This window comes from Paraburkholderia sp. Clong3 (genome assembly GCF_050436485.1).
Classification (GTDB): Bacteria; Pseudomonadota; Gammaproteobacteria; order Burkholderiales; family Burkholderiaceae; genus Paraburkholderia; species Paraburkholderia tuberum.
In genome coordinates, this window is the sequence record NZ_JBNDMH010000002.1 from 2251323 (window position 1) to 2274308 (window position 22986).

Here is a 22986-nt window from a genome sequence, read left to right on the forward strand (position 1 = left end):
CCCCATGGCCTACAACCGTCGTTCGAAGAACATCACGCAAGGCATCGCGCGTTCACCGAATCGCTCGATGTACTACGCGCTCGGCTACCAGAAGGAGGATTTCGACAAGCCGATGATCGGCGTCGCCAACGGCCACTCGACGATTACGCCGTGCAACGCCGGCCTGCAGCGTCTCGCCGACGCGGCCGTCACCGCGATCAGGCGCGCCGACGCGAACCCGCAGACCTTCGGCACGCCGACGATCTCGGACGGCATGTCGATGGGCACCGAGGGCATGAAGTACTCGCTCGTGTCGCGCGAGGTGATCGCCGATTGCATCGAGACCTGCGTGCAAGGGCAATGGATGGACGGCGTGGTCGTGATCGGCGGCTGCGACAAGAACATGCCGGGCGGCATGATCGGCCTCGCGCGCATGAACGTGCCGGGCATCTACGTGTACGGCGGCACGATCCGGCCGGGCAACTGGAAAGGCACCGATCTGACGATCGTGTCGTCGTTCGAGGCGGTCGGCGAATTCACGGCGGGCCGCATGTCGCAGGAGGATTTCGAGGGCATCGAGAAAAATGCGTGCCCGTCGACCGGTTCGTGCGGCGGCATGTACACGGCCAATACGATGAGCTCGTCGTTCGAGGCGCTCGGCATGTCGCTCATGTATTCGTCGACGATGGCGAATCCCGACCAGGAGAAGGTCGACTCGGCCGCCGAATCGGCGCGTGTGCTCGTCGAAGCCGTCAAGAAGGATCTGAAGCCGCGCGACATCATCACGAAGCAGTCGATCGAAAACGCGGTTGCTTTGATCATGGCGACCGGCGGCTCGACCAACGCGGTGCTGCACTACCTGGCGATCGCGCACGCGGCCGAGATCGAATGGACGATCGAGGACTTCGAGCGCATGCGCAAAAAAGTGCCGGTGATCTGCAACCTGAAGCCGTCCGGCCAGTACGTCGCCACCGATCTGCACAAGGCGGGCGGCATTCCGCAGGTGCTGAAGATCCTGCTCGACGCCGGGCTTCTGCACGGCGATTGCATGACGATCACCGGCAAAACGATCGCCGAGGAGTTGAAGGACGTACCAGCCAAGCCGCGCAGCGATCAGCAGGTGATCTTCCCGATCGACAAGGCGCTCTACGCCGAAGGCCATCTCGCGATCCTGAAGGGCAATCTGGCCGAAGACGGCGCGGTCGCCAAGATCACCGGGCTCAAGAACCCGGTCATCACGGGCCCGGCGCGCGTATTCGACGACGAGCAGAGCGCGCTCGAGGCGATCCTCGCCGACAAGATCGTCGCCGGCGACGTCGTCGTGCTGCGCTATCTTGGCCCGAAGGGCGGCCCCGGCATGCCGGAAATGCTCGCGCCGACCTCGGCGATCATCGGCAAGGGGCTCGGCGAATCGGTCGGGCTCATCACCGACGGCCGCTTCTCGGGCGGCACCTGGGGCATGGTGGTTGGGCACGTCGCACCGGAGGCGTTCGTCGGCGGCACGATCGCGCTCGTGCAGGAAGGCGATTCGATCACGATCGACGCGCACCGGCTGCTGCTGCAACTGAACATCGACGATGCCGAGCTGCAGCGCCGCCGCGCCGCATGGCAGGCGCCGAAACCGCGCTACACACGCGGCGTGATGGCCAAGTATTTCGCGCTCGCGCAGCCGGCGAATCGAGGGGCGGTGACGGGGTAATGACCGCGGCCGGCGTGGCCCGCCCCGACAGGGATAACCCGCCGCCACGTTACGCGAAAACGCAAGGGGCGCACGAAAATCCGTGCGCCCCATTGCTCTTATAATGCGTGCACCACGAGCCGGGCATCTGCACTGGCGGAGACCATAATGAAATCGATGTCGTACGCAGCCGTGGCAGCCACTGTTGCGCTCGCCGCCGCATTGAGCGCCGCCAGTCCCGCAGCCCGAGCCGAAACAGCCGGGCTCGCGCTCGCCCAGCAGAAGAACTGCATGAGCTGCCACTCGGTCACTCGCCCGTTCATGGGGCCGGCGCTGCACGACGTTGCAGCCCGCTATGCGGGACGCAACGACGCCGCCTCCTATCTGAAGCGCAAGATCCTCGATGGCGGCACCGGCGTATGGGGAACCGTGCCGATGCCCGCGAACACGCAACTGACGCCCGATCAGGCGGCCACGCTGGCGGCTTGGGTGCTGACGCTCAAATAACGGCGCTCTCAGGTCACCGCGGCGTCAACGCGAGCGCCGCGCGATTTCTTCTTCCACCGCTTCACGTACCCAGTCGGTCATCTCGGCTTCGAGCGTCTGCGCGACCTCGCGCGTGATCTGGCTCACGAGCAGACTGGTGTGCTGCTGCACTGCATCACGGCAGCGCGCCTCGATGATGCCGCGCCCCTCGCCCGTCAGAAAACGCTGGAAGCGTCCGTGCAAACGTGCGGCGAGCGCGTCGGCATCGAGTGTGGGCTGAGCGGGAGCGGCTTCGTGCGCGCCTTCATGGTCGATATCCGGCGGCACGGTCGCGCCGGCTTCGAGCGGTATGAAGGGCTCGGTACGATCGAACACGCCGGGCGACACCTCCACGTCCTCATGCAAGTCGTCATGCCCATGTCGCACATGAATGCCGTGATGCGGCCGTGCGTGTTTTCTCGGGTGCGTGTGATCAGCCACGTGTGGCTGATGAAGCTCGGTCTGCGCGAGGGGCTCATGCTCCGCCGCATGCGGGGCCTCTCGCGTCGGCATCGGCTCCGGCACGAGCACGGGCTCCGGCGAACTCAGTTGCTCGGGCGTGGGCACCGGTTGGGGCGCGAGTACCGGCTCGGGCGCCAGCGTCGGGTCGGCTCGATGCGCGGGCGGTGGCACGAACGCGGGCTCCGTGCGGGAAGCGGGCTCGGGCACCGCCGCCGGTTGCGCGACGGCTGGGCTTGCGGGCTCGGCACCCGGCTGGGATGCAGGCGCGGCGGCATCGGTCGACGCCTCGCGCGCGCGGCCCGGCACGAGGACCTCGTTCAGGACCGGAATCGAATTGTCGTGGGGATCGGACACGTGCGCTCTCCGTGTTTGAGTCGAAGCCAGGGCAGGCGGTCCGCATGCCGCGTTCCTCGCGGCCATGACGCGCAGCGCAACGAACTAGCCGCCCTGCTTGTAGTTGTTCAAAGCATAGCCGCGATCGCGATAGAAGCGATAGCGCTCGCGGCCCGCAGCGAGTTCCTCGTGTGCGTTACCGACCACTTCGAGCAATCTTTCGAAGCGCGCGAACTGCGCCGGCACCGTTGCGCCCAGATTGAGCAGCACCTGATGATGCGGCACGTCGTCGAGATTCGTGGCCAGCACGACGGGCGTGTCGGTGGCAAGCGGCGCGCCCGCCATGCAGTGCGGCACGAAGTCGAGCGGCGAGAAGGTCCACAGCATTTCGTCGAAGGCGCGCAGGCGCGCGGGCTCGGCCAGCACGACGAGCGGCTGGCCCGCCAGATACGCCTTGCGCACGAGGCGGCACGCGTACAGCAGCGAATCGCCGACGTTCGAGTGAAAGTCGATTCTCGTCATCGGCCGCTCCGCGCCGCTTGCCGCGCGCCGTGCGCGCGCTTACCGCACTGCGTCATTGGCCGGCGCGGTCGATCAGGAACTGCGCGAGCAGCGGTACCGGACGGCCCGTCGCGCCCTTCGCAGTGCCGCTCTTCCACGCGGTGCCGGCGATGTCGAGATGCGCCCACGGGTACGAATCCGTGAAACGCGACAGAAAGCACGCGGCCGTCACGCTGCCCGCCGGACGCCCGCCGATATTCGCGACGTCTGCGAAGTTCGACTTCAGCTGGTCCTGGTACTCGTCGTCGAGCGGCAGGCGCCATGCCGGGTCGGCCGCTTCGCGCGACGCGTCGAGCAGTTCTCCGGCGAGCGCGTCGTCCTTCGAGAACAGGCCGCTGTTGTGATGGCCGAGCGCGATGATGCAGGCGCCCGTCAGCGTCGCGATGTCGATGACCGCGGCCGGCTTGAAGCGCTCCGCGTAGGTGAGCGCGTCGCACAGAATCAGGCGGCCCTCGGCGTCGGTGTTCAGCACCTCGATCGTGAGGCCCTTCATGCTGGTGACGATGTCGCCCGGCTTGGTGGCCGTGCCCGACGGCATGTTCTCGACGGCCGGAATGATGCCGACCACGTTGATCTTCAGGCCCATCTCGGCGACCGCGCGCAGCGTGCCGAGCACCGAGCCCGCGCCGCACATGTCGTATTTCATCTCGTCCATGCCCTCGCCCGGCTTCAGCGAGATGCCGCCCGTGTCGAACGTGACGCCCTTGCCGACCAGCACGACCGGCGCGGCCTTCGCGGCGGCGCCCTGGTACTGCAGCACGATGAACTGCGCCGGCTCGACCGCGCCCGCGGTGACCGACAGGAACGAGCCCATCTTCAGCGCTTCACACTGTTTCTCGCCGAGCACCTCGACCTTCAGCTTCCAGTCTTTCGCGAGCTTCTTCGCGGTGTTCGCCAGATAGGTCGGCGTGCAGACGTTGCTCGGCAGATTGCCGAGCTCGCGCGTCAGGTCCATGCCGTTGGCGAGCGCGCCGCCCTGCCTGGCGGCGAGCTTGGCGGCCTTCTCGTCACCGGTGTTGACGCTGAACACGATGCGCTTCAACGCGCGCGGCGTGTTGTCCGGCTTGCTCTTCAGTTGCGTGAAGCGGTAGGTCAACTCGCGCAGCGCGAGGATCGCGGCGCGCACACACCAGTCGGCCGTGCGTTCGAGCACCGGCAGTTGCGCGAGCGTGAACGTGACCTGCACGATCTTCGTGCCGAGCAGCGCGCGCCATGCGGCGCGGACCGCCTCGCCGTAGGCTTTCTGACTGAAAGCGTCCTGTTTGCCGAGGCCGACGAGCAGCACGCGCGACGCGCCGATGCCCGACACCTCGTGCAGGAACAGCGTCGTACCCGCCTTGCCGTCCATGTCGCCCGCTTTGATGACGCGCGTGAGCAGGCCCTTGGTGGCCGCGTCGATCTCCAGCGCGGCGCCCGACAGCGTTTGCGACTCGAACACGCCGATCACGATGCAATCGGATTTCCCGGTCAGGAAACCGTTCGTCGAGCCTTTGGTCCAATCACAGGCTTTTATGCTAAAGTCCATCGCGCTTGTCCTCGGATAAAATCTGGGCTTAAGATGAAAGCCGCAATTATCCGCTATTTTTCCCGCGGCGGCTGCACCGGAGGCGTGACGGGAACGAACACCCCCGCGTCGCCGTGAGCGCCCCCTCTCGTCATCAACAATGATCTTTGAACGCTCCCTCCAGCGCGAGCTCGCGTACACGGCTGGCGCCGTGTTCATGGTTCTCCTCACGCTCGTGCTGACGACGATGATGATCCGCATCGTCGGCTTCGCGGCCTCGGGCGAGGTCGACCCGCGCGACGTGCTGGTCCTGATCGGCCTCACCGTAATCGGCTATCTGGCCATCATGCTCGTCGCGACGCTGTTCGTGTCGATCCTGTTCGTGCTCACGCGCTGGTACCAGGACTCCGAGATGGTCGTGTGGCTGTCCTCGGGCGTCAGTCTCACGCAATTCATCAAGCCGATCGGCATTTTCGCCACGCCGATCATCATCCTGATCATGTTCTTCGTGTTCGTCGGCTGGCCGTGGTCGAACCAGCAGAGCAAGCTGATCCGCGCGCGCTTCCAGCAGCGCGACGAAGTCTCGCTGCTCGCGCCGGGGCAGTTCCGCGAATCGCCGACCACGCATCGCGTGTTCTTCATCGAGAAGATGTCGCCCGACCAGGGACATGTGGAAAACGTGTTCGTGACGAGCACCGAGGGCGGCAAGATCAACGTCGTGGTGTCGAAGAACGGCCACATCGAGACGCACAAGAACGGCGACCGCTTCGTCGTGCTGGAAAACGGCCGCCGCTACGACGGCGAACCGGGCCACCCCGATTTCCGCATCATGGAGTTCGAGCGCTACGGCGTGAAGATCCAGAGCCAGCCGGTCGTCAATACGCCGACCACCACCGGCTTGCCGACGCTCACGCTGCTGCGCAATCCCACTAAAGAGAACCTCGCCGAATTCGCGTGGCGCGCGGGTCTTCCGTTGATCGCGATCAACCTGATGCTGCTCGCCATTCCGCTCGCGCACCAGAACCCGCGGCGCAGCCGCACGATCAACCTCGTGATGGCCGTGTTGATCTACCTCACTTATTCGAATCTGCTGAACGTCGTGCAGGCGTGGATCGAGCAGGGCAAGATGTCGTTCGGCGTCGGGCTCGTGATCCTGCATGTGATCGTGCTCGGGATCGTCGCGTTCATCTTCTGGATGCGGGTGCGCAACCGGCCGCTATTTACGCGCGCCATGTTCAGCCGTTCGCAGGGAGCCTGAGCGATGCGCATTTATGAAAGGTATTTCGCGCGTCAGATCTATCTCACGTTCGTGTTCATCCTGTTTGCATTTTCAGGTCTGTTCTTCTTCTTCGACCTGATCAACGAACTGAACTCGGTCGGCCACGGCAACTACAAGTTTCAGTACGCGGTGCTGCGCGTCGCGCTGCAAACGCCGTCGCGTTTCTACGAAATCATTCCGGTCGCGGCGCTGATCAGCGCGATCTACGTGTTCGCGCAGATGGCGGCGAACTCCGAATACACGATCTTCCGCGTATCAGGCCTCGCGACGAATCAGGCGCTGCGCTCGCTGCTGAAGATCGGCATTCCGCTCGTGATCGTCACCTATCTGATCGGCGAAGTGGTCGGCCCGTATACGGATCAGCTCTCCGAGCGCGTGCGGCTCGAGGCGCTCGGCTCGTCGGTGTCGAGCAACTTCCAGTCGGGCGTGTGGGTCAAGGACACGCTGACCGAGCGCGCCGACGGCGAGCAGGTCACGCGCTTCGTCAACGTCGGCGAGCTGAAGCCCGACGCGACGATCAGCAACGTGCGCATCTACGAGTTCGATTCGAAGTTCCGCCTGACGAACATTCGCATCGCGCAGAGCGGCCGCTATCAGCCGCCGGGCCACTGGCTGCTGACCGGCGTGACCGATACGCAACTGCTCGACGTGGCCCCCGCTCCGGGTACGCCGGCAGATGCGCTCAATCCGGTCTATCGCGCGAAGCAGGTCACGCTGCCCGAGTATTCGCTGCGCTCGGAGCTGACGCCGCAGATCCTGTCGGTGCTGCTGGTGTCGCCGGACCGGATGTCGATGTTCAATCTGTTCCGCTATATCCAGCATCTGACCGAAAACCATCAGGACACGCAGCGCTATGAAATCGCGCTGTGGCGCAAGGTGCTGTATCCGTTCGCGGTGTTCGTGATGCTGGTGCTGTCGCTGCCGTTCGCGTATCTGCATACGCGCGCGGGCGTGGTCGGCGTGAAGGTGTTCGGCGGCATCATGCTCGGCATGAGCTTCCAGCTGTTCAACACGCTGTTCTCGCATATCGGCACGCTCAATACGTGGCCCGCGCCGTTGACCGCGGCGACACCTGGGCTCGTCTACCTGGTGCTGGGGCTCGTCGGCTTGAAGTGGGTCGACCGGCACTAACGCCAGTGCGTTGAGGGGCATCGTCAGGAGCTGATGCGATGGCTGTGCACGGACTGATTCTGTTTGGCCACGGCGCGCGCGATGCGCGCTGGCGCGAGCCGTTCGAACGGCTCGCCGACAAGCTGCGCGCCGCGCGCGCGGCGACGGGCGAAGCTCCTGCGGTTACGCTCGCCTTTCTCGAACTGATGGAACCCGACCTGCCGACGGCCGTCGCGCAACTCGTCACGCAAGGCTGCGATGCGATCACCGTGGTGCCGGTGTTCTTCGGGCAAGGCGGTCATGTCCGCAAGGATTTGCCCGCGATCGTCGATCATTGCCGCGCCGCGCATCCCGGTGTCGAGATTCACTGCGCGGTGGCAGTCGGCGAGGATGATTCGGTGCTGGATGCGCTCGCGCAGTATTGCCTGCGGCAGCTCTGATTTTTTCGTTCTGGTTGCTCAGATTCGCCGCTCTCGGGTCGGCCCCGCCGAGGATATTCAGGCCGCGACCAGCATCCCGTTCGACGAGCGCTTCGCCTCGGTCTGCCGCGCCGCGAACGCCTCGCCGATCATCAACAGACTCGGCTGCGACGCATCGACCCAGCGCTGCGCTTCGCCGGCCGCAAGATCTTCCAACGTCAGCGTCAGCATGCGTTCGCGCGGCGTGCTGCACGCCTCGACGATCGCCACGGGCGTCGTCGCGGGCTTGCCAGCATCGATCAGTTGCTGCGCGATTTCGACGCCGCTGTCGCGGCCCATGTAGAACACCAGCGAATCGGCGTTGACCTGCTCGCGGATCTCATCGGAACCTGGCGCGCGGCTGAACGTCGCGAGCGCGACGCTGCGCGACACGCCGCGCAGCGTCAGCGAACGCTTCAGCGTGGCCGCGCTTGCCAGTGCGGCGGTGATACCCGGCACGACTTCATACTCGATGCCCGCGGCTTCGAGCGCGCGCATCTCTTCGTCGGCGCGGCCGAACAGCATCGGATCGCCGCCCTTCAAACGCACGACTACGTCGTGCTCCAAAGCCGCATCGACGATCTGCTTGTTGATGAACTGTTGGGCCGTCGATAGCTGGCCGCAGCGCTTGCCGACCGCAATGCGCTTCGCGCGCGCGGGCGCGTAGTCGAGCATCGCCGGCTCGACCAGCGCGTCGTGCAGCACGACGTCGGCGGCGCCGAGCAGCCGCGCGCCGCGCACCGTAATCAGGTCCGCGGCACCGGGTCCCGCGCCGATCAGATAAACCTTACCCATTGACATCAACCTGTTCGTTGGAGCGTACGCGGCGGCGCGTTGCGCCGCCTGTGTGGCCCATCCGTCGCCTGCTAGCCTTGCCGTGCTCAGGCGGAAAACACGCGGATCATGCCGGCGGCGACCGTGTGGTTCGTCGCCTCGTCGATCAGCACGAACGCGCCGGTGCCCTGATGCGAGTCGTAGGCGTCGCACACGAGCGGCTTCTGCAAGGTCAGCGCGACACGACCGATGTCGTTCATCGCCAGTTCCTTGCGATCGGTCGCCTGCGACAGCGTATGCACGTCGAGCACTTCCTTGATCGCGCCGATCTTGGCGAACACCGTGCTGGTGGTCTGCTTCAGCAGATACTTGCGCTGCGTCGACAGCGGCGTGTCGTCGAACCAGCAGAGGTCCGCTTCGAGCTTCTTCGCCGGCTCCGGCGCCGCTTCGCGCAGCACGAAGGTGTCGCCGCGCGACACGTCGACGTCTTCCGCGAGACGGATCGTCACCGTCTGACCGGCGAACGCACGGTCCACCTGCGCGGTGCCGCCGACCACCGGCGCGATGATCTCGGCCACGGTCGCTTCGCGATTGGCCGGCAACACGACGATCGTGTCGCCGAGCTTCACTTCACCCGATTCGACCCGGCCCATGTAGCCGCGGAAATCGTCGGCCCGGCTGCCGTCCTGGCGCGCGACCCACTGCACTGGAAAGCGCAGCGCCTCGCCGTTCGCGGTTTCGACCGGCAGCGCTTCGAGCACGTCGAGTAGCGGCTCGCCCGCGTACCACGGCATGCGCTCGCTCGCCGTGACGATGTTGTCGCCCTTCAGCGCCGACACCGGCACGAAGCGCACGTCCTGCAGACCGAGGTGACGCGCGAGCTCGACGTACGCGTCGCGGATCTCGTTGAAGCGCGCTTCGCTGTAGTCGACGAGGTCCATCTTGTTGATCGCGACGATCACGTGCTGCAGACCGAGCAGCTTGACGATCGCGCTATGACGCTTGGTTTGCGGCAGCAGTTGCGCGACGCCGTTGTCGAACGTCACGCGCGTCGCGTCGACGAGAATGATCGCCGCATGCGCGGTCGACGCGCCCGTCACCATGTTGCGCGTGTACTGCTCATGGCCCGGCGTATCGGCGATGATGAACTTACGCCTGGCGGTGGCGAAGTAGCGGTAGGCGACGTCGATCGTGATGCCCTGCTCGCGCTCGGCTTCGAGGCCGTCGGTCAACAGCGACAGATCGATTTCGTCGCCGACGGTGCGCTTGTTCTTCGCGCGCGACAGCGCCGAGAGCTGGTCGCTCAATACCGCCTTGCTGTCGTACAGCAGGCGGCCGATCAGCGTGCTCTTGCCGTCGTCGACGCTGCCCGCGGTGATGAAACGCAGCACGCCGAGGTCTTCTGGTTGATGAATACTGCTCATGATTTTCCTTGTCCCTCTGTCGGCCGGAGTTAGCGCTTCAGCGCTTACTCCGGTCCCAAGTGTGCTTAGAAATAACCCTGCTTCTTGCGCTGCTCCATCGCCGCTTCCGACACCTGGTCGTCCATCCGCGTCGCGCCGCGTTCCGTGATTTCGGTGACGGCCGTCTCGGCGATGATCTTCTCGATGACGTCCGCGTCGCTTTCGACCGGGCACGTGCAGCTGATGTCGCCGACCGTGCGGAAACGCACGAGCGCCTGTTCGCTCGTCTCACCTTCGCGCATCGGCGTGAGCGGCGTGACCGGCACGAGCAGGCCGTTGCGGCGCACGATCTCGCGCTGGTGCGCGTAGTAGATCGACGGCAGTTCGAGCTGTTCACGCGCGATGTATTGCCATACGTCGAGCTCGGTCCAGTTCGAGATCGGGAACACGCGCATGTGTTCGCCGTTGTGCAGACGCGCGTTGTACAGGCTCCACAGTTCCGGGCGCTGCGCCTTCGGGTCCCACTGGCCGAATTCGTCACGGAACGAGAAGATGCGCTCTTTCGCGCGGGCCTTTTCCTCGTCGCGGCGCGCGCCGCCGATCATCGCGGTATAGCCGTACTGCTCGATGGTTTCGAGCAGCGTCACCGCCTGCGCGGCATTGCGCGAATCCGTTTCGCGACGCAGACGCACGGTGCCGCGCTTGATCGAATCTTCAACATGGCCGACCACCAGTTCAGCACCGATCTCTTGCGCGCGACGATCGCGGAAGTCGATCACTTCGTCGTAGTTGTGGCCCGTGTCGATATGCACGAGCGGGAACGGTAGCTGCGTTTTGCGGTTCGCGCCGAGGCCGAACGCCTTCAGCGCGAGCGCGAGCACCACCACGGAGTCCTTGCCGCCCGAAAACAGCAGCGCCGGCTTGCTGCATTCGGCAACCAGTTCGCGCAGGATGTGAATCGACTCGGCTTCGAGCCAATCGAGGTGATCCATCCGGTTGACCGTGTTGGCAAGCGGAGCGTTGACAGAGGAATCGAGCGTGGTGCTCATAGCGGGTCCTTCGTTGGTTCGCCCGGCAAGCGCTGCTCGCACGGGCGAAAATATTCAGATCGGTTTCGGCAGTAATGCGCCGCAAGCTCGGTACGCGGCGCTCAGGCCGACGCGTTTTCGTTGCGCTCGACCGCAATCGGAGTAATCGCCGTGATATGCAAGCCGCATTCCTTCGTATCGCGCGACTCCCACCACCAGCGCCCCGCCCGGCTGTCTTCGCCGGGGCGGATCGCACGCGTACACGGCTCGCAGCCGATGCTCGGATAACCGCGCGCATGCAGCGGATTGACCGGCACGTCGAACGCACTAAGATAATCCCAGACTTCGGCTTCGGTCCAGTCCGCGAGTGGATTGAACTTGGCGATATTGCGCGCGTCGTCGTGCTCTTCCTGGTGCAGCTCGGCACGCGTGACCGATTGCTCGCGACGCTGCCCGGTCACCCAGGCGCTGACCTCGGCAAGCGCGCGATTGAGCGGCTCGACCTTGCGGATCTCGCAGCAGCGCTTGCGCAGCTCGACGCTTTCATAGAATGCGTTCAGACCGTGCCCGTTCACATACTGCTCGACCGCGGCCGCCTGCGGATGAAACTGCTCGATGTCGTAGCCGTAGCGCTCTTTCACGCGGTCGAGCATGCCGAGCGTTTCCGCATGCAGACGCCCCGTGTTCAGCGAAAAGATGCCGATCTTCACGCCGCGCGACAGGATCGCATGCGTGAGCAGCATGTCTTCGGCCGCGAGGCTGCTCGCGAGCTTCACGTTCGCGTGACGCGCGGCGATCGAGTCGAGCAGCGCGTCGAGACGCTCGACCTTCGCTGCGAGCTCCGGGCTCAACGATTGCGCGGTGCTCATGCCGGGACCTTGGCGGCGCCAGCCTGCGCGGCACGGCGGCGGAACAGCGGCGACGTGTCCACGGCGCCCTGGTACTGCACGCTAAAGTCGTCGAACGCTTTCAACGCGTCGTTGATGTCCTTGTCGGCGCGCAGTGCATACGCGTCGAAGCCGCAGCGGAACATGAACGTGATCTGGTCGCGAAGCACGTCGCCGATCGCGCGCAGTTCGCCCTTGTAGCCATAGCGCTCGCGCAGCAGACGGCCGATGCTGTAGCCACGGCCGTCGCGGAACACCGGGAAGTCCACGGCGATCAGCGCGAGCTTGTCGAAGTCGCCGACGAGGTCCGCCGGTTCGTTATCCGGCGCGAGCCACACGCCGATGTCGGCGGCTTGACACGCGGCCACGAGCGCTTCACGCTCGGCCTGCCACAGCGCCAGCGGCACGATGACCTTGCCGGGCGGCAGTTCGGCCACTGCCGGCAAAGCGCCGTCTTCCGCGGCACGCACGACGCTCCAGTCGTCGTTGACGATCGCGCGGTTCTTGATGATTGAAGCCATCTGTTCAGTATCCTTTCGCGGTTACGCGTGAGCCGGTTGACGCGCGGCGTACACGCGCTCCTTGAACGGCACGATGCCGATACGGGTGTACGTATCGATGAAACGCTCGCCTTCCTGGCGGTTTTCCACGAACGTATCGATCACCTTCGTCATCACGTCGGGCATTTCCTCGGCCGAGAACGACGGGCCGATCACACGGCCAAGGTGAGCGCCGGTCGCGCCGGTGCCCTGCTCGCCGCCGAGCGTCACCTGGTACCACTCGGAGCCGTCCTTGTCGACGCCCAGAATGCCGATGTTGCCGACGTGATGGTGACCGCACGCGTTGATGCAGCCCGAGATGTTCAGCGACACGTCGCCGAGGTCGTGCACGTAGTCGAGATCGTTGAAACGCTCCTGGATCGCGAGCGCGATCGGAATCGACTTCGCATTCGCGAGCGAGCAGAAGTCACCGCCCGGGCACGAGATGATGTCGGTCAACAAGCCGATGTTCGGCGTCGCGAAACCCTGCGCCCTGGCCTTTTCCCACAGCGCGAACAGGTCGCGCTTCTTGACGTCGGCGAGGATCAGGTTCTGTTCGTGCGACACGCGGACCTTGCCGAACGAGTATTCGTCGGCCCAGTCGGCGACCGCGTCCATCTGCACGTCCGTCGCGTCGCCCGGCGCAACCGTGGTCGGCTTCAGCGACAGCGTGACCGACGCGTAGCCCGACACCTTGTGCGGACGCACGTTACGCTCGACCCAGCGCGCGAACGCGCGGTTTTCCAGCAGATGCTTTTCGAACGGCGTATCGGTGTCCGGCAGCTTGTCGTAAGCGGGCGGCGCGAAGTATTGCGTCACGCGATCCACTTCGGCCTGGGTGAGCGTCGACGGACCGTCCTTCAGGTGCTGCCACTCTTCTTCGACCTGCGCGGCGAACTTCTCCGGCGACAGCGCCTTCACCAGAATCTTGATACGCGCCTTGTACATGTTGTCGCGGCGGCCGTAGCGGTTGTACACACGCAGCACGGCTTCGCAGTAGGTCAGCAGATGCTGCCACGGCAGATCGCGGCGGATCACCGCCCCGACGATCGGCGTGCGGCCCAGACCACCACCGGCGAGGATGTCGGCCACCAGTTCGCCCTGTTCATTCTTGCGCAGATACACGCCCATGTCGTGGATCTGCACAGCCGCGCGGTCTTCCTTCGAACCCGACACGGCGATCTTGAACTTGCGCGGCAGCCACGCGAATTCGGGGTGGAACGTCGACCATTGACGCAGGATTTCGGCCCACGGACGCGGATCGACGACTTCGTCGGGCGCGACGCCGGCGAATTGATCGGCGGTGATGTTGCGAATGCAGTTGCCCGAGGTCTGAATGCCGTGCATCTGCACCGAGGCGAGCTTGCGCAGAATCTCCGGCGTCTCTTCGAGCTTGATCCAGTTGTACTGGATGTTCGAACGCGTCGAGAAATGGCCGTAGCCGCGGTCGTGTTCGCGCGCGATCTGCGCGAGCACGCGCATCTGGTCGCTGCGCAAGTTGCCGTACGGAATCGCGATGCGGTGCATGTACGCGTGGCGCTGGTAATACAGACCGTTCTGCAGGCGCAGCGGACGGAATTCCTCTTCGCTCAATTCGCCCGACAAGCGGCGGCGAACCTGATCGGCGTACTGCGCGACCCGTTCATCGACGATGGTCTGGTCGTACTGATCGTATTGGTACATTCGGGGGCCCCAATTTTTTCGAAACTTGCGTGACACGCGACCGTCCGGCTCGGCCGCGGCTTGAATACCGGCTTTGTCAGCTATCGCAAGCGAGCGTTTAGACCCATCGCTCATTTGCTTATAACAAATACAGATATCCATATTGAAAATGATGGACAGATCGTAATAAACTCGCCTTATATTTCAAACGACTAAAAAATTCTTTTTATATGCGGCGAGGTTATATATGAACCTGCACCAATTCCGCTTCGTCCGCGAGGCTGTGCGGCAGAACTTCAACCTCACCGAAGCGGCCAAGGCGTTGTTTACGAGCCAGCCGGGCGTCTCGAAGGCGATCATCGAGCTGGAGGACGAACTTGGCGTCGAAATCTTCACCCGCCACGGCAAGCGCGTGCGCTCGTTGACCGAGCCGGGCCGCATCATATTGGAGTCGGTCGAAAAAATCCTGCAGGAAGTGGAAAGCCTGAAGCGGGTCGGCAAGGACTTCGCGGCGCAGGATCAGGGCAACCTGACGATCGCCGCGACCCACACGCAGGCGCGCTACTCGCTGCCCGCGGCGATCGCGGAGTTCAAGAAGCGCTTTCCGAAGGTTCACCTTTCAATTCTGCAAGGCAGCCCGACCCAGGTCGCCGAAATGGTGCTGCACGACCAGGCCGACCTCGCGATCGCGACCGAGGCGATCTCGAACTACAAGGATCTGGTGTCGCTGCCCTGCTTCCAGTGGCACCACGTCGCGGTGCTGCAGCCCGACCATCCGCTGCTCGAGCGCAAGCTGCTATCGCTCGACGACCTGACCCAGTACCCGCTGATTACGTACGACAACGCGTTCGCCGGCCGCACCAAGATCAACGAGGCGTTCCGCCTGCGCGGGCTGCATCCGGACATCGTGCTCGAGGCGATCGACGCCGACGTGATCAAGACCTACGTCGAGCTGGGCCTCGGCGTCGGCATCATGGCCGACATCGCGTTCAACGCCGAGCGCGACCGCCATTTGCGCGCGATGCCGGTCGGCCATCTGTTCGGCAGCAACGTGACGCGCGTCGCGCTGAAACAGGGCGCGTATCTGCGCAGCTACGTGTACACGCTCGTCGAGCTGCTGTCGCCGAGCCTGAGCCGCAAGCTGATCGAGCAGGCGCTGAAGGGCGAACACGAAACCTATGAGCTTTGAACCGCTTCCATACCGCTCTCTCGCTACGGAGACCTTCCGATGAAGTTGCATAACAATAAAGTGCGCAACACCCTGCGCGGCCTCGCGGCCGCGGCGCTGCTCGTCGCCGGCGCGGCGCACGCCGACCTGAAAGTCGGCATCGATCTGTCGTACACCGGACCGGCCGCCGTGATCGGCATCACCAGCAAGAACGCGATGCTGATGTGGCCGCAGACGATCGCCGGCCAGAAAGCCGACTACATCTTCCTCGACGACGCGTCCGACCCCGGCAACGCCGTGCGCAACATCCGCAAGCTGATCGACGAGGACCACGTCGACGTGGTCGTCGGCCCGAACATCACGCCGGCCGCGATGGCCGCGCTCGATCCGGTCGCCGACAGCCAGACGCCGATGATCACGCTGATCGGCTCGGCGATCGTCGTCGAGCCGCAGGAAGGCAAAAAGATCTGGGCCTACAAGATGGCGCAGACCGATAGCGCGATGGCCGACGTGATGACGCGCTACATGTCGAACCACGACGTGAAGACGGTCGGCTTCATCGGTTTCGCGGATGGCTACGGCGAAAGCTGGCTCAACGAGTTCAGCAAGTTCGCTGCGCTGCGCCATATCCGGCTGGTCGCGACCGAGCGCTACAACCGCACCGACGCGAGCGTGACCGGCCAGATCCTGAAGCTGATGGCCGCGAAGCCCGACGCGATCCTGATCGCCGGCGCGGGCACCCCGACGGTACTGCCGCAGCGCACGCTGATCGAGCGCGGCTACAAGGGCCCGATCTATCAGACGCATGGCATCGCGACGCCGGAGTTCATCAAGCTCGGCGGTAAAGACGTGGAAGGCACGCTGTTCCCGACGCAACCGGTCGTCGTCGCGCGCACGCTGCCGGCCGATCATCCGTCGAAGAAGGCGGCGCTCGCGTTCGTCGACGCGTACGAGGCGAAGTACGGCCCCGGCAGCGTCACGCAGTTCGCGGGCGACGCGGCCGGCGTGTACCCGCGCCTGCAGGACGCCGTCGCGCGCGCGTTGAAGACCGCGCAGCCGGGTACGCCGGCGTTTCGCGTCGCATTGCGCGACGAGCTCGAACACGCGCATGAGCTGGTGGTGCCGAACGGGGTCGTCAATACGAGCCCGAAGGATCACGTCGGTCTCGATCAGCGGGCGAGCGTGATGGGCACCATCAAGAATGGCAAGTTTGTTTACCTGAGCCAGTAATCTGGCATCGGGGCGCCGATCAGGCGCCCCTGACAGCGGCTTCGCGAATGTGCAAGCCGCCGTTCGTTCAGCGGGCACCCCATCCGCTTTCTTTCGCCTTTCGGTAGAACTTCCCTCACAGCGCGTCCGCACGATCGGCCACACCGCGCCAGCGAACGCCTACACTGCATGGATCCGCTTCTCCGTTGGCGCATTGCACGCATGCGACGCATGCTGCGTCACGGTCAACGCGTTGCCCGTCCGGCAGACCTGATCACGCGAACGCTGCCGGAGCACAACATCCGCACGGGAGGCATGATGGCCACCGCTTCGATCACAGAGAACGCCAGCGCTGGCATCGTCACCGTTGCAAGCACCCATGCGGGCGACGCGACCGCCGAGCGTCTTCAAACCTTGATTCTGGAGCGAGGGCTGACGGTTTTCGCGTGCATCGATTTCAGCGGTGACGCTGGGCGCGAGGGACTGGCGATGCCGTTCAGCCGGCTCCTGATCTTCGGCAATCCCAAAGCCGGTACACCGTTGATGCAACTCGCGCCGACCGCCGCGCTCGATCTTCCTTTGAAGGTGCTTGTCTGGGAGGACGCGGACGGCCGTGCGTGGCTATCCTTCAACTCGACGGCCTATCTTCGTGAGCGGCATGGTCTGCCGGACGATTTGATGAAGCCGGTGAGCGGTGTGGCCGCCCTCGTCGATGCGGCCGCGCGGTAACGCGTCGAACCAAGGAGACCGCCATGTCCATGCACGCTCTGGTCCTCAGCCAATACAACGGCCAGCTCGATTACACGCCGCTGCCCCGCCCGGAACCCGCTGCCGGCCAGGTCCTGGTGCGCGTCGCCGCGAGCGGCCTCAATCCGCTCGACATCAAGATTCGCGCGGGCGAGGCCGCGCACGCGCAACACCCGTTGCCGCTCGTCCTCGGTATCGACCTCGCGGGCACGGTGGAGGCGCTCGGCGATGGCGTCGGCGGGTTCGCTGTCGGCGACAACGTGTATGGCATGACCGGCGGCGTCGGCGGCATCCAGGGGTCACTCGCCGAGTACGCTGCGGTCGATGCCGCCCTGCTCGCCCATGCGCCGCGCAATCTGTCGCTGCGCGAGGCCGCCGCGTTGCCGCTCGCGTTCATCACGTCGTATGCGGGTATCGTCGATCGCGCGCATCTGCAAGGCGGAACCAAAGTGCTGGTCCAGGGTGGCGCCGGAGGGGTCGGCCACATTGCCGTGCAACTGGCGCGCGCGCTCGGCGCCGACGTCTATGCAACCGCGAGCGCACACAATGCCGAGCTGGTGCGGCGGCTCGGCGCGACACCGATCGACTACCGCGCGCAGACGGTCGAACAGTATGTGGCGATTTTGACCGATGGCGAAGGCTTCGATCTGGTCGTCGATACGGTAGGGGGGGCCTCGCTCGATGCGTCGTTCGCCGCGGTCCGGCATTTTGGGCACGTGGTCAGTGCGCTTGGCTGGGGGACGCATGCGCTTGCGCCGCTGTCGTTTCGTGAAGCCAGCTATTCAGGGATCTTCACGCTGTATCCGTTGCTGACCGGTCGATATCGCGCGCACCTCGGCGAGATGATGCGCGAAGCGACGCGGCTCGTGGAAAGCGGCGCGCTCGCGCCCGTGGTCGATCAGACACGGTTCGATTTGCGCAGCGCGGACGAGGCCTATCAGCTCGTCGGCAGTGGGACTGGACGTGTGAAGGTGGTGGTCGACGTGGATACCGCGCAACGCTGACCCGGTCATGAACAACCCGTCGAAATCAGCGCAGTCATCCGACTCAGGTATGCTGGGCCCTTTGTAACCGCTTCCGTTCAAGGGGAGACCATGCGGCGCGTTGTATTCAATCAGAAAGGTGGCGTAGGCAAATCGACCATCGTCTGCAACCTGGCGGCCATCAGCGCGAGCGAAGGGCTGCGCACGCTGGTGATCGACCTCGATGCCCAGGCGAATTCGACCCAGTACCTGCTCGGCCCGCAGGCGAGCGAAGTCCACCCCACCGTCGCGGGCTTCTTCGAAACCGCGCTCGGCTTCAGCTTCAAACCCGTGGAAGCGACCTCGTTCATCCATCCGACGCGCTTCGAGAATCTCGACGTGATGCCCGCCCATCCGGACCTCGACACGCTGCACGGCAAGCTCGAATCGCGCTACAAGATCTACAAGCTGCGCGACGCGCTGAACGAACTCGACATGTACGACGCGATTTACATCGACACGCCGCCCGCGCTGAACTTCTACACGCGCTCGGCGCTGATCGCCGTCGAGCGTTGTCTGATTCCGTTCGACTGCGACGACTTCTCGCGTCGCGCGCTCTACACGCTGCTCGAAAACGTCAAGGAGATCCAGCAGGATCACAACGACGCGCTGCAGGTGGAGGGCATCGTCATCAACCAGTTCCAGCCTCGCGCGAGCCTGCCGCAAAAGCTCGTCGACGAACTGATCGGCGAAGGCTTGCCGGTGCTCGGGTCGCGCTTGTCATCGTCGGTGAAGATCCGCGAGTCGCATCAGCTGGCGACGCCCGTCATTCATCTCGATCCGGGACATAAGCTCGCGCAGGAGTATCGGGCGTTGCATCGGGAGTTGAGCGAGCACGCCGGAGCGACGCGTTGCGCTGCCAGCAAGCGATGATCTTGCCGTCGCTGAGCGGGTCGTGGTTCATCGCGTGTTTTCGTCCGTAGTCCCCAACCGCATACCGTCGGCAAAATTGTTAAAGTAACGCTCTCGTCAATCAGCCGCCGCAGTCCCCATCATGCGCACCACCCGAGCCATCCACGCCGTCGAGCGCCTGAAAACGCGCAGCGGCAACCCGCGCTTCGCCGCGATCAGTCTGTCCGGCGGCCTGTTCTATCTGGTCGACAAATCGAGCGGAGTCGACCAGAAAGTGTCCGACCCGCTGACGCTCGACGACTTCGTCAAGTTCGTCGACGCGTACGGCCCGCAGAAGCCGCGCAAGGCCAGCAAGCTCGATATCGCGTTCGAAGCGCAGATCAAGAAAAGCAAGGGCGGTTGACGCTTCGGCAGCTTCGTCGACCTGGCGTTTTGTTGCAACGCTTCATGCCCCTTCCATCTGCACCCACCGCCCATCCGCCGTACTGCTTTTCAGCACCGCGTCGATAAACCGCAAACCGTCGACGCCATCATCGACCGTCGTCAACAGCAGGCTCTCGGCTGGCGGCGCGCGACCATCGTTCAACGCATCGATCTGCAACGCCGCATCCTGGTACAACTGCGCGAACGCTTCCAGATAGCCTTCCGGATGCCCGGCCGGCACACGGGTCGCATGCGCGGCAACCTGACTATTCACCCGAGCGCGCGTCAATCGTTCGGCAGCGCCGCCCAACGGCGTGAACCACAAGGCGTTCGGCTCCTCCTGATCGAACGCGAGTCCCGCCTTCGTGCCATACACGCGCAAGCGCAGCGCGTTCTCCGCGCCGCTCGCCACCTGGCTCGCCCACAACATGCCGCGCGCGCCGTTCGCATAACGCAGCATCGCCTGCACGTGATCGTCGACACGACGCCCCGGTACGAACGTGTGCAACTCGGCCGACAGCGCGCGCGGCATCATCCCCGTCACGAAAGCGGCCAGTTGATACGCGTGCGTGCCGATATCGCCGAGGCACCCGGCCGGCCCCGCCAACGCCGGATCGGTGCGCCAGCCCGCCTGCCTGTTCGCGCCGCCTGTTTCGACCGGCTCGGCGAGCCAGTCCTGCGCATACTCGACCTGCACGACGCGAATCTCGCCCAGTTCGCCACGTTCGACCAGCTCGCGCGCATGCCGCACGAGCGGGTAGCCCGAATAGGTATGCGTCAACGCAAACAGCCGCTTTTTTGACTGCGCGAGCTTCGCGAGCGCTTCGCCTTCGGCGAGCGAAACCGCGAGCGGCTTGTCGCAGATCACGTGGATGCCGGCTTCGAGAAACGCCGTCGCGACCGGCGCGTGCAGATGATTCGGCGTGACGATCGCGACCGCGTCGATACCGTCCTCGCGCGCGGCCTCGGCGCGCGCCATCTCGCGCCAATCCGCGTAGCTGCGCGCGATGCCCGCTTCGACGGCGCTCGCCCGCGCGCGCTCGGAATCGGACGACAACGCGCCCGCCACCAGTTCGAAACGATCGTCGAGCCGCGCGGCGATCCGATGCACGGCGCCGATGAACGCGCCCTGCCCGCCGCCGACCATCCCCAGCCTGAACCTTCTTCGCTGCATTGTTTGCGCTCCCATGTGTTGCGTCGGCTGTCACCGCCCGGCCGTCAGATGCCGAGCACGCTTTTTAACTGTGCGGTATCGACACCGCTTCCCGCGAAGTCATCGAACGCACGCTCGGCCACGCGGATGATGTGCCGGCGAATGAACTCCGCGCCTTCGCGCGCCCCGTCGTGCGGATGCTTCAATGCGCATTCCCATTCGAGCACGGCCCAGCCCGGAAAATCGAACTGCGCCATCTTCGAGAAAATCGCGCCGAAGTCGATCTGCCCATCGCCGAGCGAGCGAAACCGCCCCGCGCGTTCGACCCAGCCGCTGTAGCCGCCGTACACGCCCTGCTTGCCGGTCGGACGAAACTCCGCGTCCTTCACATGAAACGCCTTGATGCGCTCGTGGTAGATATCGATGAACGCGAGATAGTCGAGCTGTTGCAGCACGAAGTGGCTCGGGTCGTACAGGATGTTCGCGCGCGGATGCTGATCGACCGCCGCGAGAAAGCGCTCGAACGTCACGCCGTCGTGCAGGTCTTCGCCCGGATGCAGTTCGTAGCAGACATCGACGCCGGCCGCGTCGAACGCATCGAGAATCGGCGTCCAGCGGCGCGCGAGCTCTTCGAACGCGGCTTCGACGAGACCGGCCGGCCGCTGCGGCCACGGGTACAGATACGGCCACGCGAGCGCGCCCGAAAACGACACGTGCGTGCTCAGGCCCAAACGACGCGACGCCTGCGCCGCGAGCTTCATCTGCGCGATCGCCCATTCGGTGCGCGCCGCCGGATTGCCGCGCACCTGCGGCGCGGCGAAGCCGTCGAACAGCGTGTCGTAAGCCGGATGCACGGCGACCAGTTGCCCTTGCAGATGGGTCGATAGTTCGGTGATCGCGACGCCCGCGTTGTCGGCGCTCTCGCGCAGTTCGTCGCAATACGCGTCGCTCGCGGCCGCCTTGTCGAGATCGATCAGGCGCGAGTCGCACGGCACCTGGATGCCCTTGAAGCCGAGACCCGCGGCCCAATCCGCGAGATGCCCGAGGTTGTCGAACGGCACGTCGTCGCCCACGAACTGCGCGAGAAAAATCGCCGGCCCTTTGATGGTTTTCATCGTACGGTTCCTCGAACTTTGCGCGCGGGCCGCGCCCGCGCGTGCTAGACGATGCCCGGCGCGCCGCTCAGAACGGCGAGTCGGGGAAATAGAACTGCTGGGCGTTTTCCTTCGTGATCAGCACGGACGGAATGATCGTGGTGGCCGGCAGCTTGTCGCCCTTCAGCCGCGCTTCGGCCGTCAGCTTGATCGCGTCGTAGATGAATTTCGGCGAGTACGACACGTCGGCCTTGATCATCGGCGCGCCGTCCATCACGTTCTTCACCATGCCCTTCGAGCCCGCGCCGCCGAACACGATCTTGATGTCGCTGCGCTTCGCCTGATCGATCGCCTTCAGCACGCCGACCGCCATGTCGTCGTCGGCGGCCCATACGGCGTCGATGTGCTTGAAGCGCGTCAGGTAGTCCTGCATCACCTTGAACGCGTCGTCGCGATTCCAGTTCGCGTATTTCGCGTCGAGAATCTTGATGTCCGGATAGTTTTTCATCACGCCGGTGAAGGCGGTCCAGCGCTCGTTGTCGAGCGTGGTCGGAATGCCGCGCAGCGCGACGACGTTGCCCTTGCCATCAAGTGCCTTTGCCAGGTACTCGGCCGGAATCTTGCCGAACGCGGTGTTGTCGCCGGCCACGTAGGCGTCCTGCGCGCTCGTGTTCGTCAGGCCGCGATCGACCACCGTCACGTACACGCCTTTCTTCTTCACCTGCTCGACCGGCTGTGTCAGCGTCGCCGATTCGTACGGGAAGATCACGAGCGCGTTGATCTTGTTGACCGTCACGAGATCCTGCAACTGGTTCGCCTGCTCGGGCGCGTTGGCGGCCGTTTTCACGATCACTTTCAGATCGGGATGCGCCTTCTCGAGATCCGCCTTCGCCTTGTTCGCCCACCAGACGATGCCGCCGGTGAAGCCGTGATCGGCCGTCGGAATCGCGACGCCCAGCGTGACCTTGTCGTCGGCGCGCGCCGCGCCGCTCGTGCCCAGTATCCCCAACGCCAGCACGCCGGCGCCGATCGCTCGAATGACTTGCTTCATGGTGTGTGTCTCCAATCATGAGGCGTTCGCTCGCCCCGATTTTTCGGACCTGCCGTTGGTTTACCGCGCCTGCTTTGCTACGCCT

The 22986-nt window shown here is 64.7% G+C and carries 23 protein-coding genes; 11 read left to right on the forward strand and 12 right to left on the reverse strand.

The annotated features are described in order from the left end of the window. Positions 1–4: 4 nt before the first annotated feature. Both ilvD and OKW30_RS14570 read left to right on the forward strand, forming a co-directional pair. Entirely contained in the window at positions 5–1678 is a 1674-nt protein-coding gene (ilvD, locus tag OKW30_RS14565; protein ID WP_184065298.1) for a dihydroxy-acid dehydratase, read from the forward strand. A gap of 147 nt (positions 1679–1825) precedes the next feature. Then, positions 1826–2164: a c-type cytochrome gene (locus OKW30_RS14570; RefSeq protein ID WP_184021035.1), complete on the forward strand. Its 339-nt coding sequence runs from the start codon at positions 1826–1828 to the stop codon at positions 2162–2164. Positions 2165–2188: 24 nt separating this feature from the next. Here the strand turns inward: OKW30_RS14570 and OKW30_RS14575 are convergent, their stop codons facing one another. The 3 genes from OKW30_RS14575 to OKW30_RS14585 form a co-directional block, all read right to left on the reverse strand. Next, entirely contained in the window at positions 2189–2998 is an 810-nt protein-coding gene (locus OKW30_RS14575; protein ID WP_429346975.1) for a DUF2486 family protein, read from the reverse strand. A gap of 84 nt (positions 2999–3082) precedes the next feature. Further along, positions 3083–3499, reverse strand: coding sequence for a DNA polymerase III subunit chi (locus OKW30_RS14580; RefSeq protein ID WP_187628559.1), 417 nt, complete (start codon positions 3497–3499; stop codon positions 3083–3085). A gap of 52 nt (positions 3500–3551) precedes the next feature. Beyond that, positions 3552–5063: a leucyl aminopeptidase gene (locus OKW30_RS14585; protein ID WP_184021029.1), complete on the reverse strand. Its 1512-nt coding sequence runs from the start codon at positions 5061–5063 to the stop codon at positions 3552–3554. Between the two features lie 139 nt (positions 5064–5202). On the opposite strand from OKW30_RS14585, the gene lptF reads away from it, so the two are divergent. The 3 genes from lptF to OKW30_RS14600 are packed head-to-tail and all read left to right on the forward strand — an operon-like array spanning position 5203 to position 7871. Further along, entirely contained in the window at positions 5203–6300 is a 1098-nt protein-coding gene (lptF, locus tag OKW30_RS14590) for an LPS export ABC transporter permease LptF (protein ID WP_184065290.1), read from the forward strand. A gap of 3 nt (positions 6301–6303) precedes the next feature. Continuing rightward, positions 6304–7452, forward strand: coding sequence for an LPS export ABC transporter permease LptG (gene lptG, locus OKW30_RS14595; protein WP_184065287.1), 1149 nt, complete (start codon positions 6304–6306; stop codon positions 7450–7452). Positions 7453–7490: 38 nt separating this feature from the next. Then, positions 7491–7871, forward strand: coding sequence for a sirohydrochlorin chelatase (locus tag OKW30_RS14600; RefSeq protein WP_429346976.1), 381 nt, complete (start codon positions 7491–7493; stop codon positions 7869–7871). A 57-nt stretch (positions 7872–7928) separates the two neighbouring features. Here the strand turns inward: OKW30_RS14600 and cobA are convergent, their stop codons facing one another. The 6 genes from cobA to OKW30_RS14630 form a co-directional block, all read right to left on the reverse strand. Continuing rightward, complete coding sequence (cobA, locus tag OKW30_RS14605) at positions 7929–8684, reverse strand: uroporphyrinogen-III C-methyltransferase (RefSeq protein ID WP_090803404.1); 756 nt, start codon at positions 8682–8684, stop codon at positions 7929–7931. Between the two features lie 86 nt (positions 8685–8770). Then, entirely contained in the window at positions 8771–10087 is a 1317-nt protein-coding gene (locus OKW30_RS14610; protein WP_429346977.1) for a sulfate adenylyltransferase subunit 1, read from the reverse strand. A 65-nt stretch (positions 10088–10152) separates the two neighbouring features. Beyond that, on the reverse strand, positions 10153–11115 hold the full coding sequence (gene cysD, locus OKW30_RS14615; protein ID WP_184065278.1) for a sulfate adenylyltransferase subunit CysD: 963 nt from the start codon (positions 11113–11115) through the stop codon (positions 10153–10155). A gap of 101 nt (positions 11116–11216) precedes the next feature. Then, positions 11217–11963 carry a phosphoadenylyl-sulfate reductase gene (locus OKW30_RS14620; RefSeq protein ID WP_184065275.1) on the reverse strand — a complete coding sequence of 249 codons (747 nt, stop codon included), beginning with the start codon at positions 11961–11963 and terminating at the stop codon, positions 11217–11219. After that, positions 11960–12502: a DUF934 domain-containing protein gene (locus OKW30_RS14625; protein WP_429346978.1), complete on the reverse strand. Its 543-nt coding sequence runs from the start codon at positions 12500–12502 to the stop codon at positions 11960–11962. The genes OKW30_RS14620 and OKW30_RS14625 overlap by 4 nt, the downstream gene beginning before the upstream one ends. A 21-nt stretch (positions 12503–12523) precedes the next feature. Then, positions 12524–14203, reverse strand: a complete 1680-nt coding sequence (locus OKW30_RS14630) for a nitrite/sulfite reductase (RefSeq protein ID WP_429346979.1) — start codon at positions 14201–14203, stop codon at positions 12524–12526. Positions 14204–14429: 226 nt separating this feature from the next. Between OKW30_RS14630 and OKW30_RS14635 the strand changes: the two genes are divergently transcribed. The 6 genes from OKW30_RS14635 to OKW30_RS14660 all read left to right on the forward strand — a co-directional run bounded on the left by OKW30_RS14635 (position 14430) and on the right by OKW30_RS14660 (position 19583). Next, positions 14430–15371, forward strand: coding sequence for a CysB family HTH-type transcriptional regulator (locus OKW30_RS14635; RefSeq protein ID WP_184065266.1), 942 nt, complete (start codon positions 14430–14432; stop codon positions 15369–15371). A 39-nt stretch (positions 15372–15410) separates the two neighbouring features. After that, positions 15411–16580, forward strand: coding sequence for an ABC transporter substrate-binding protein (locus OKW30_RS14640; protein ID WP_184065263.1), 1170 nt, complete (start codon positions 15411–15413; stop codon positions 16578–16580). A 210-nt stretch (positions 16581–16790) separates the two neighbouring features. After that, positions 16791–17288 (forward strand): DUF302 domain-containing protein, encoded by a 498-nt coding sequence (locus tag OKW30_RS14645; protein ID WP_429346980.1) that lies wholly within the window; start codon positions 16791–16793, stop codon positions 17286–17288. Positions 17289–17311: 23 nt separating this feature from the next. Further along, positions 17312–18310: a zinc-dependent alcohol dehydrogenase family protein gene (locus OKW30_RS14650; protein ID WP_184065261.1), complete on the forward strand. Its 999-nt coding sequence runs from the start codon at positions 17312–17314 to the stop codon at positions 18308–18310. Positions 18311–18400: 90 nt separating this feature from the next. Next, a complete protein-coding gene (locus OKW30_RS14655) occupies positions 18401–19201 on the forward strand; it encodes a ParA family protein (RefSeq protein ID WP_184065258.1) in 801 nt (266 codons plus the stop codon). Between the two features lie 121 nt (positions 19202–19322). Then, positions 19323–19583, forward strand: a complete 261-nt coding sequence (locus tag OKW30_RS14660; RefSeq protein WP_184045518.1) for a hypothetical protein — start codon at positions 19323–19325, stop codon at positions 19581–19583. Positions 19584–19625: 42 nt separating this feature from the next. Here the strand turns inward: OKW30_RS14660 and OKW30_RS14665 are convergent, their stop codons facing one another. From OKW30_RS14665 to OKW30_RS14675, 3 genes are all read right to left on the reverse strand, one after another. After that, a complete protein-coding gene (locus tag OKW30_RS14665) occupies positions 19626–20777 on the reverse strand; it encodes a Gfo/Idh/MocA family protein (RefSeq protein WP_184065255.1) in 1152 nt (383 codons plus the stop codon). 44 nt (positions 20778–20821) lie between these two features. Further along, a complete protein-coding gene (locus tag OKW30_RS14670) occupies positions 20822–21871 on the reverse strand; it encodes a sugar phosphate isomerase/epimerase family protein (RefSeq protein WP_184065252.1) in 1050 nt (349 codons plus the stop codon). A gap of 67 nt (positions 21872–21938) precedes the next feature. Beyond that, a complete protein-coding gene (locus OKW30_RS14675; RefSeq protein WP_184065249.1) occupies positions 21939–22901 on the reverse strand; it encodes a substrate-binding domain-containing protein in 963 nt (320 codons plus the stop codon). Positions 22902–22986 lie beyond the last annotated feature (85 nt).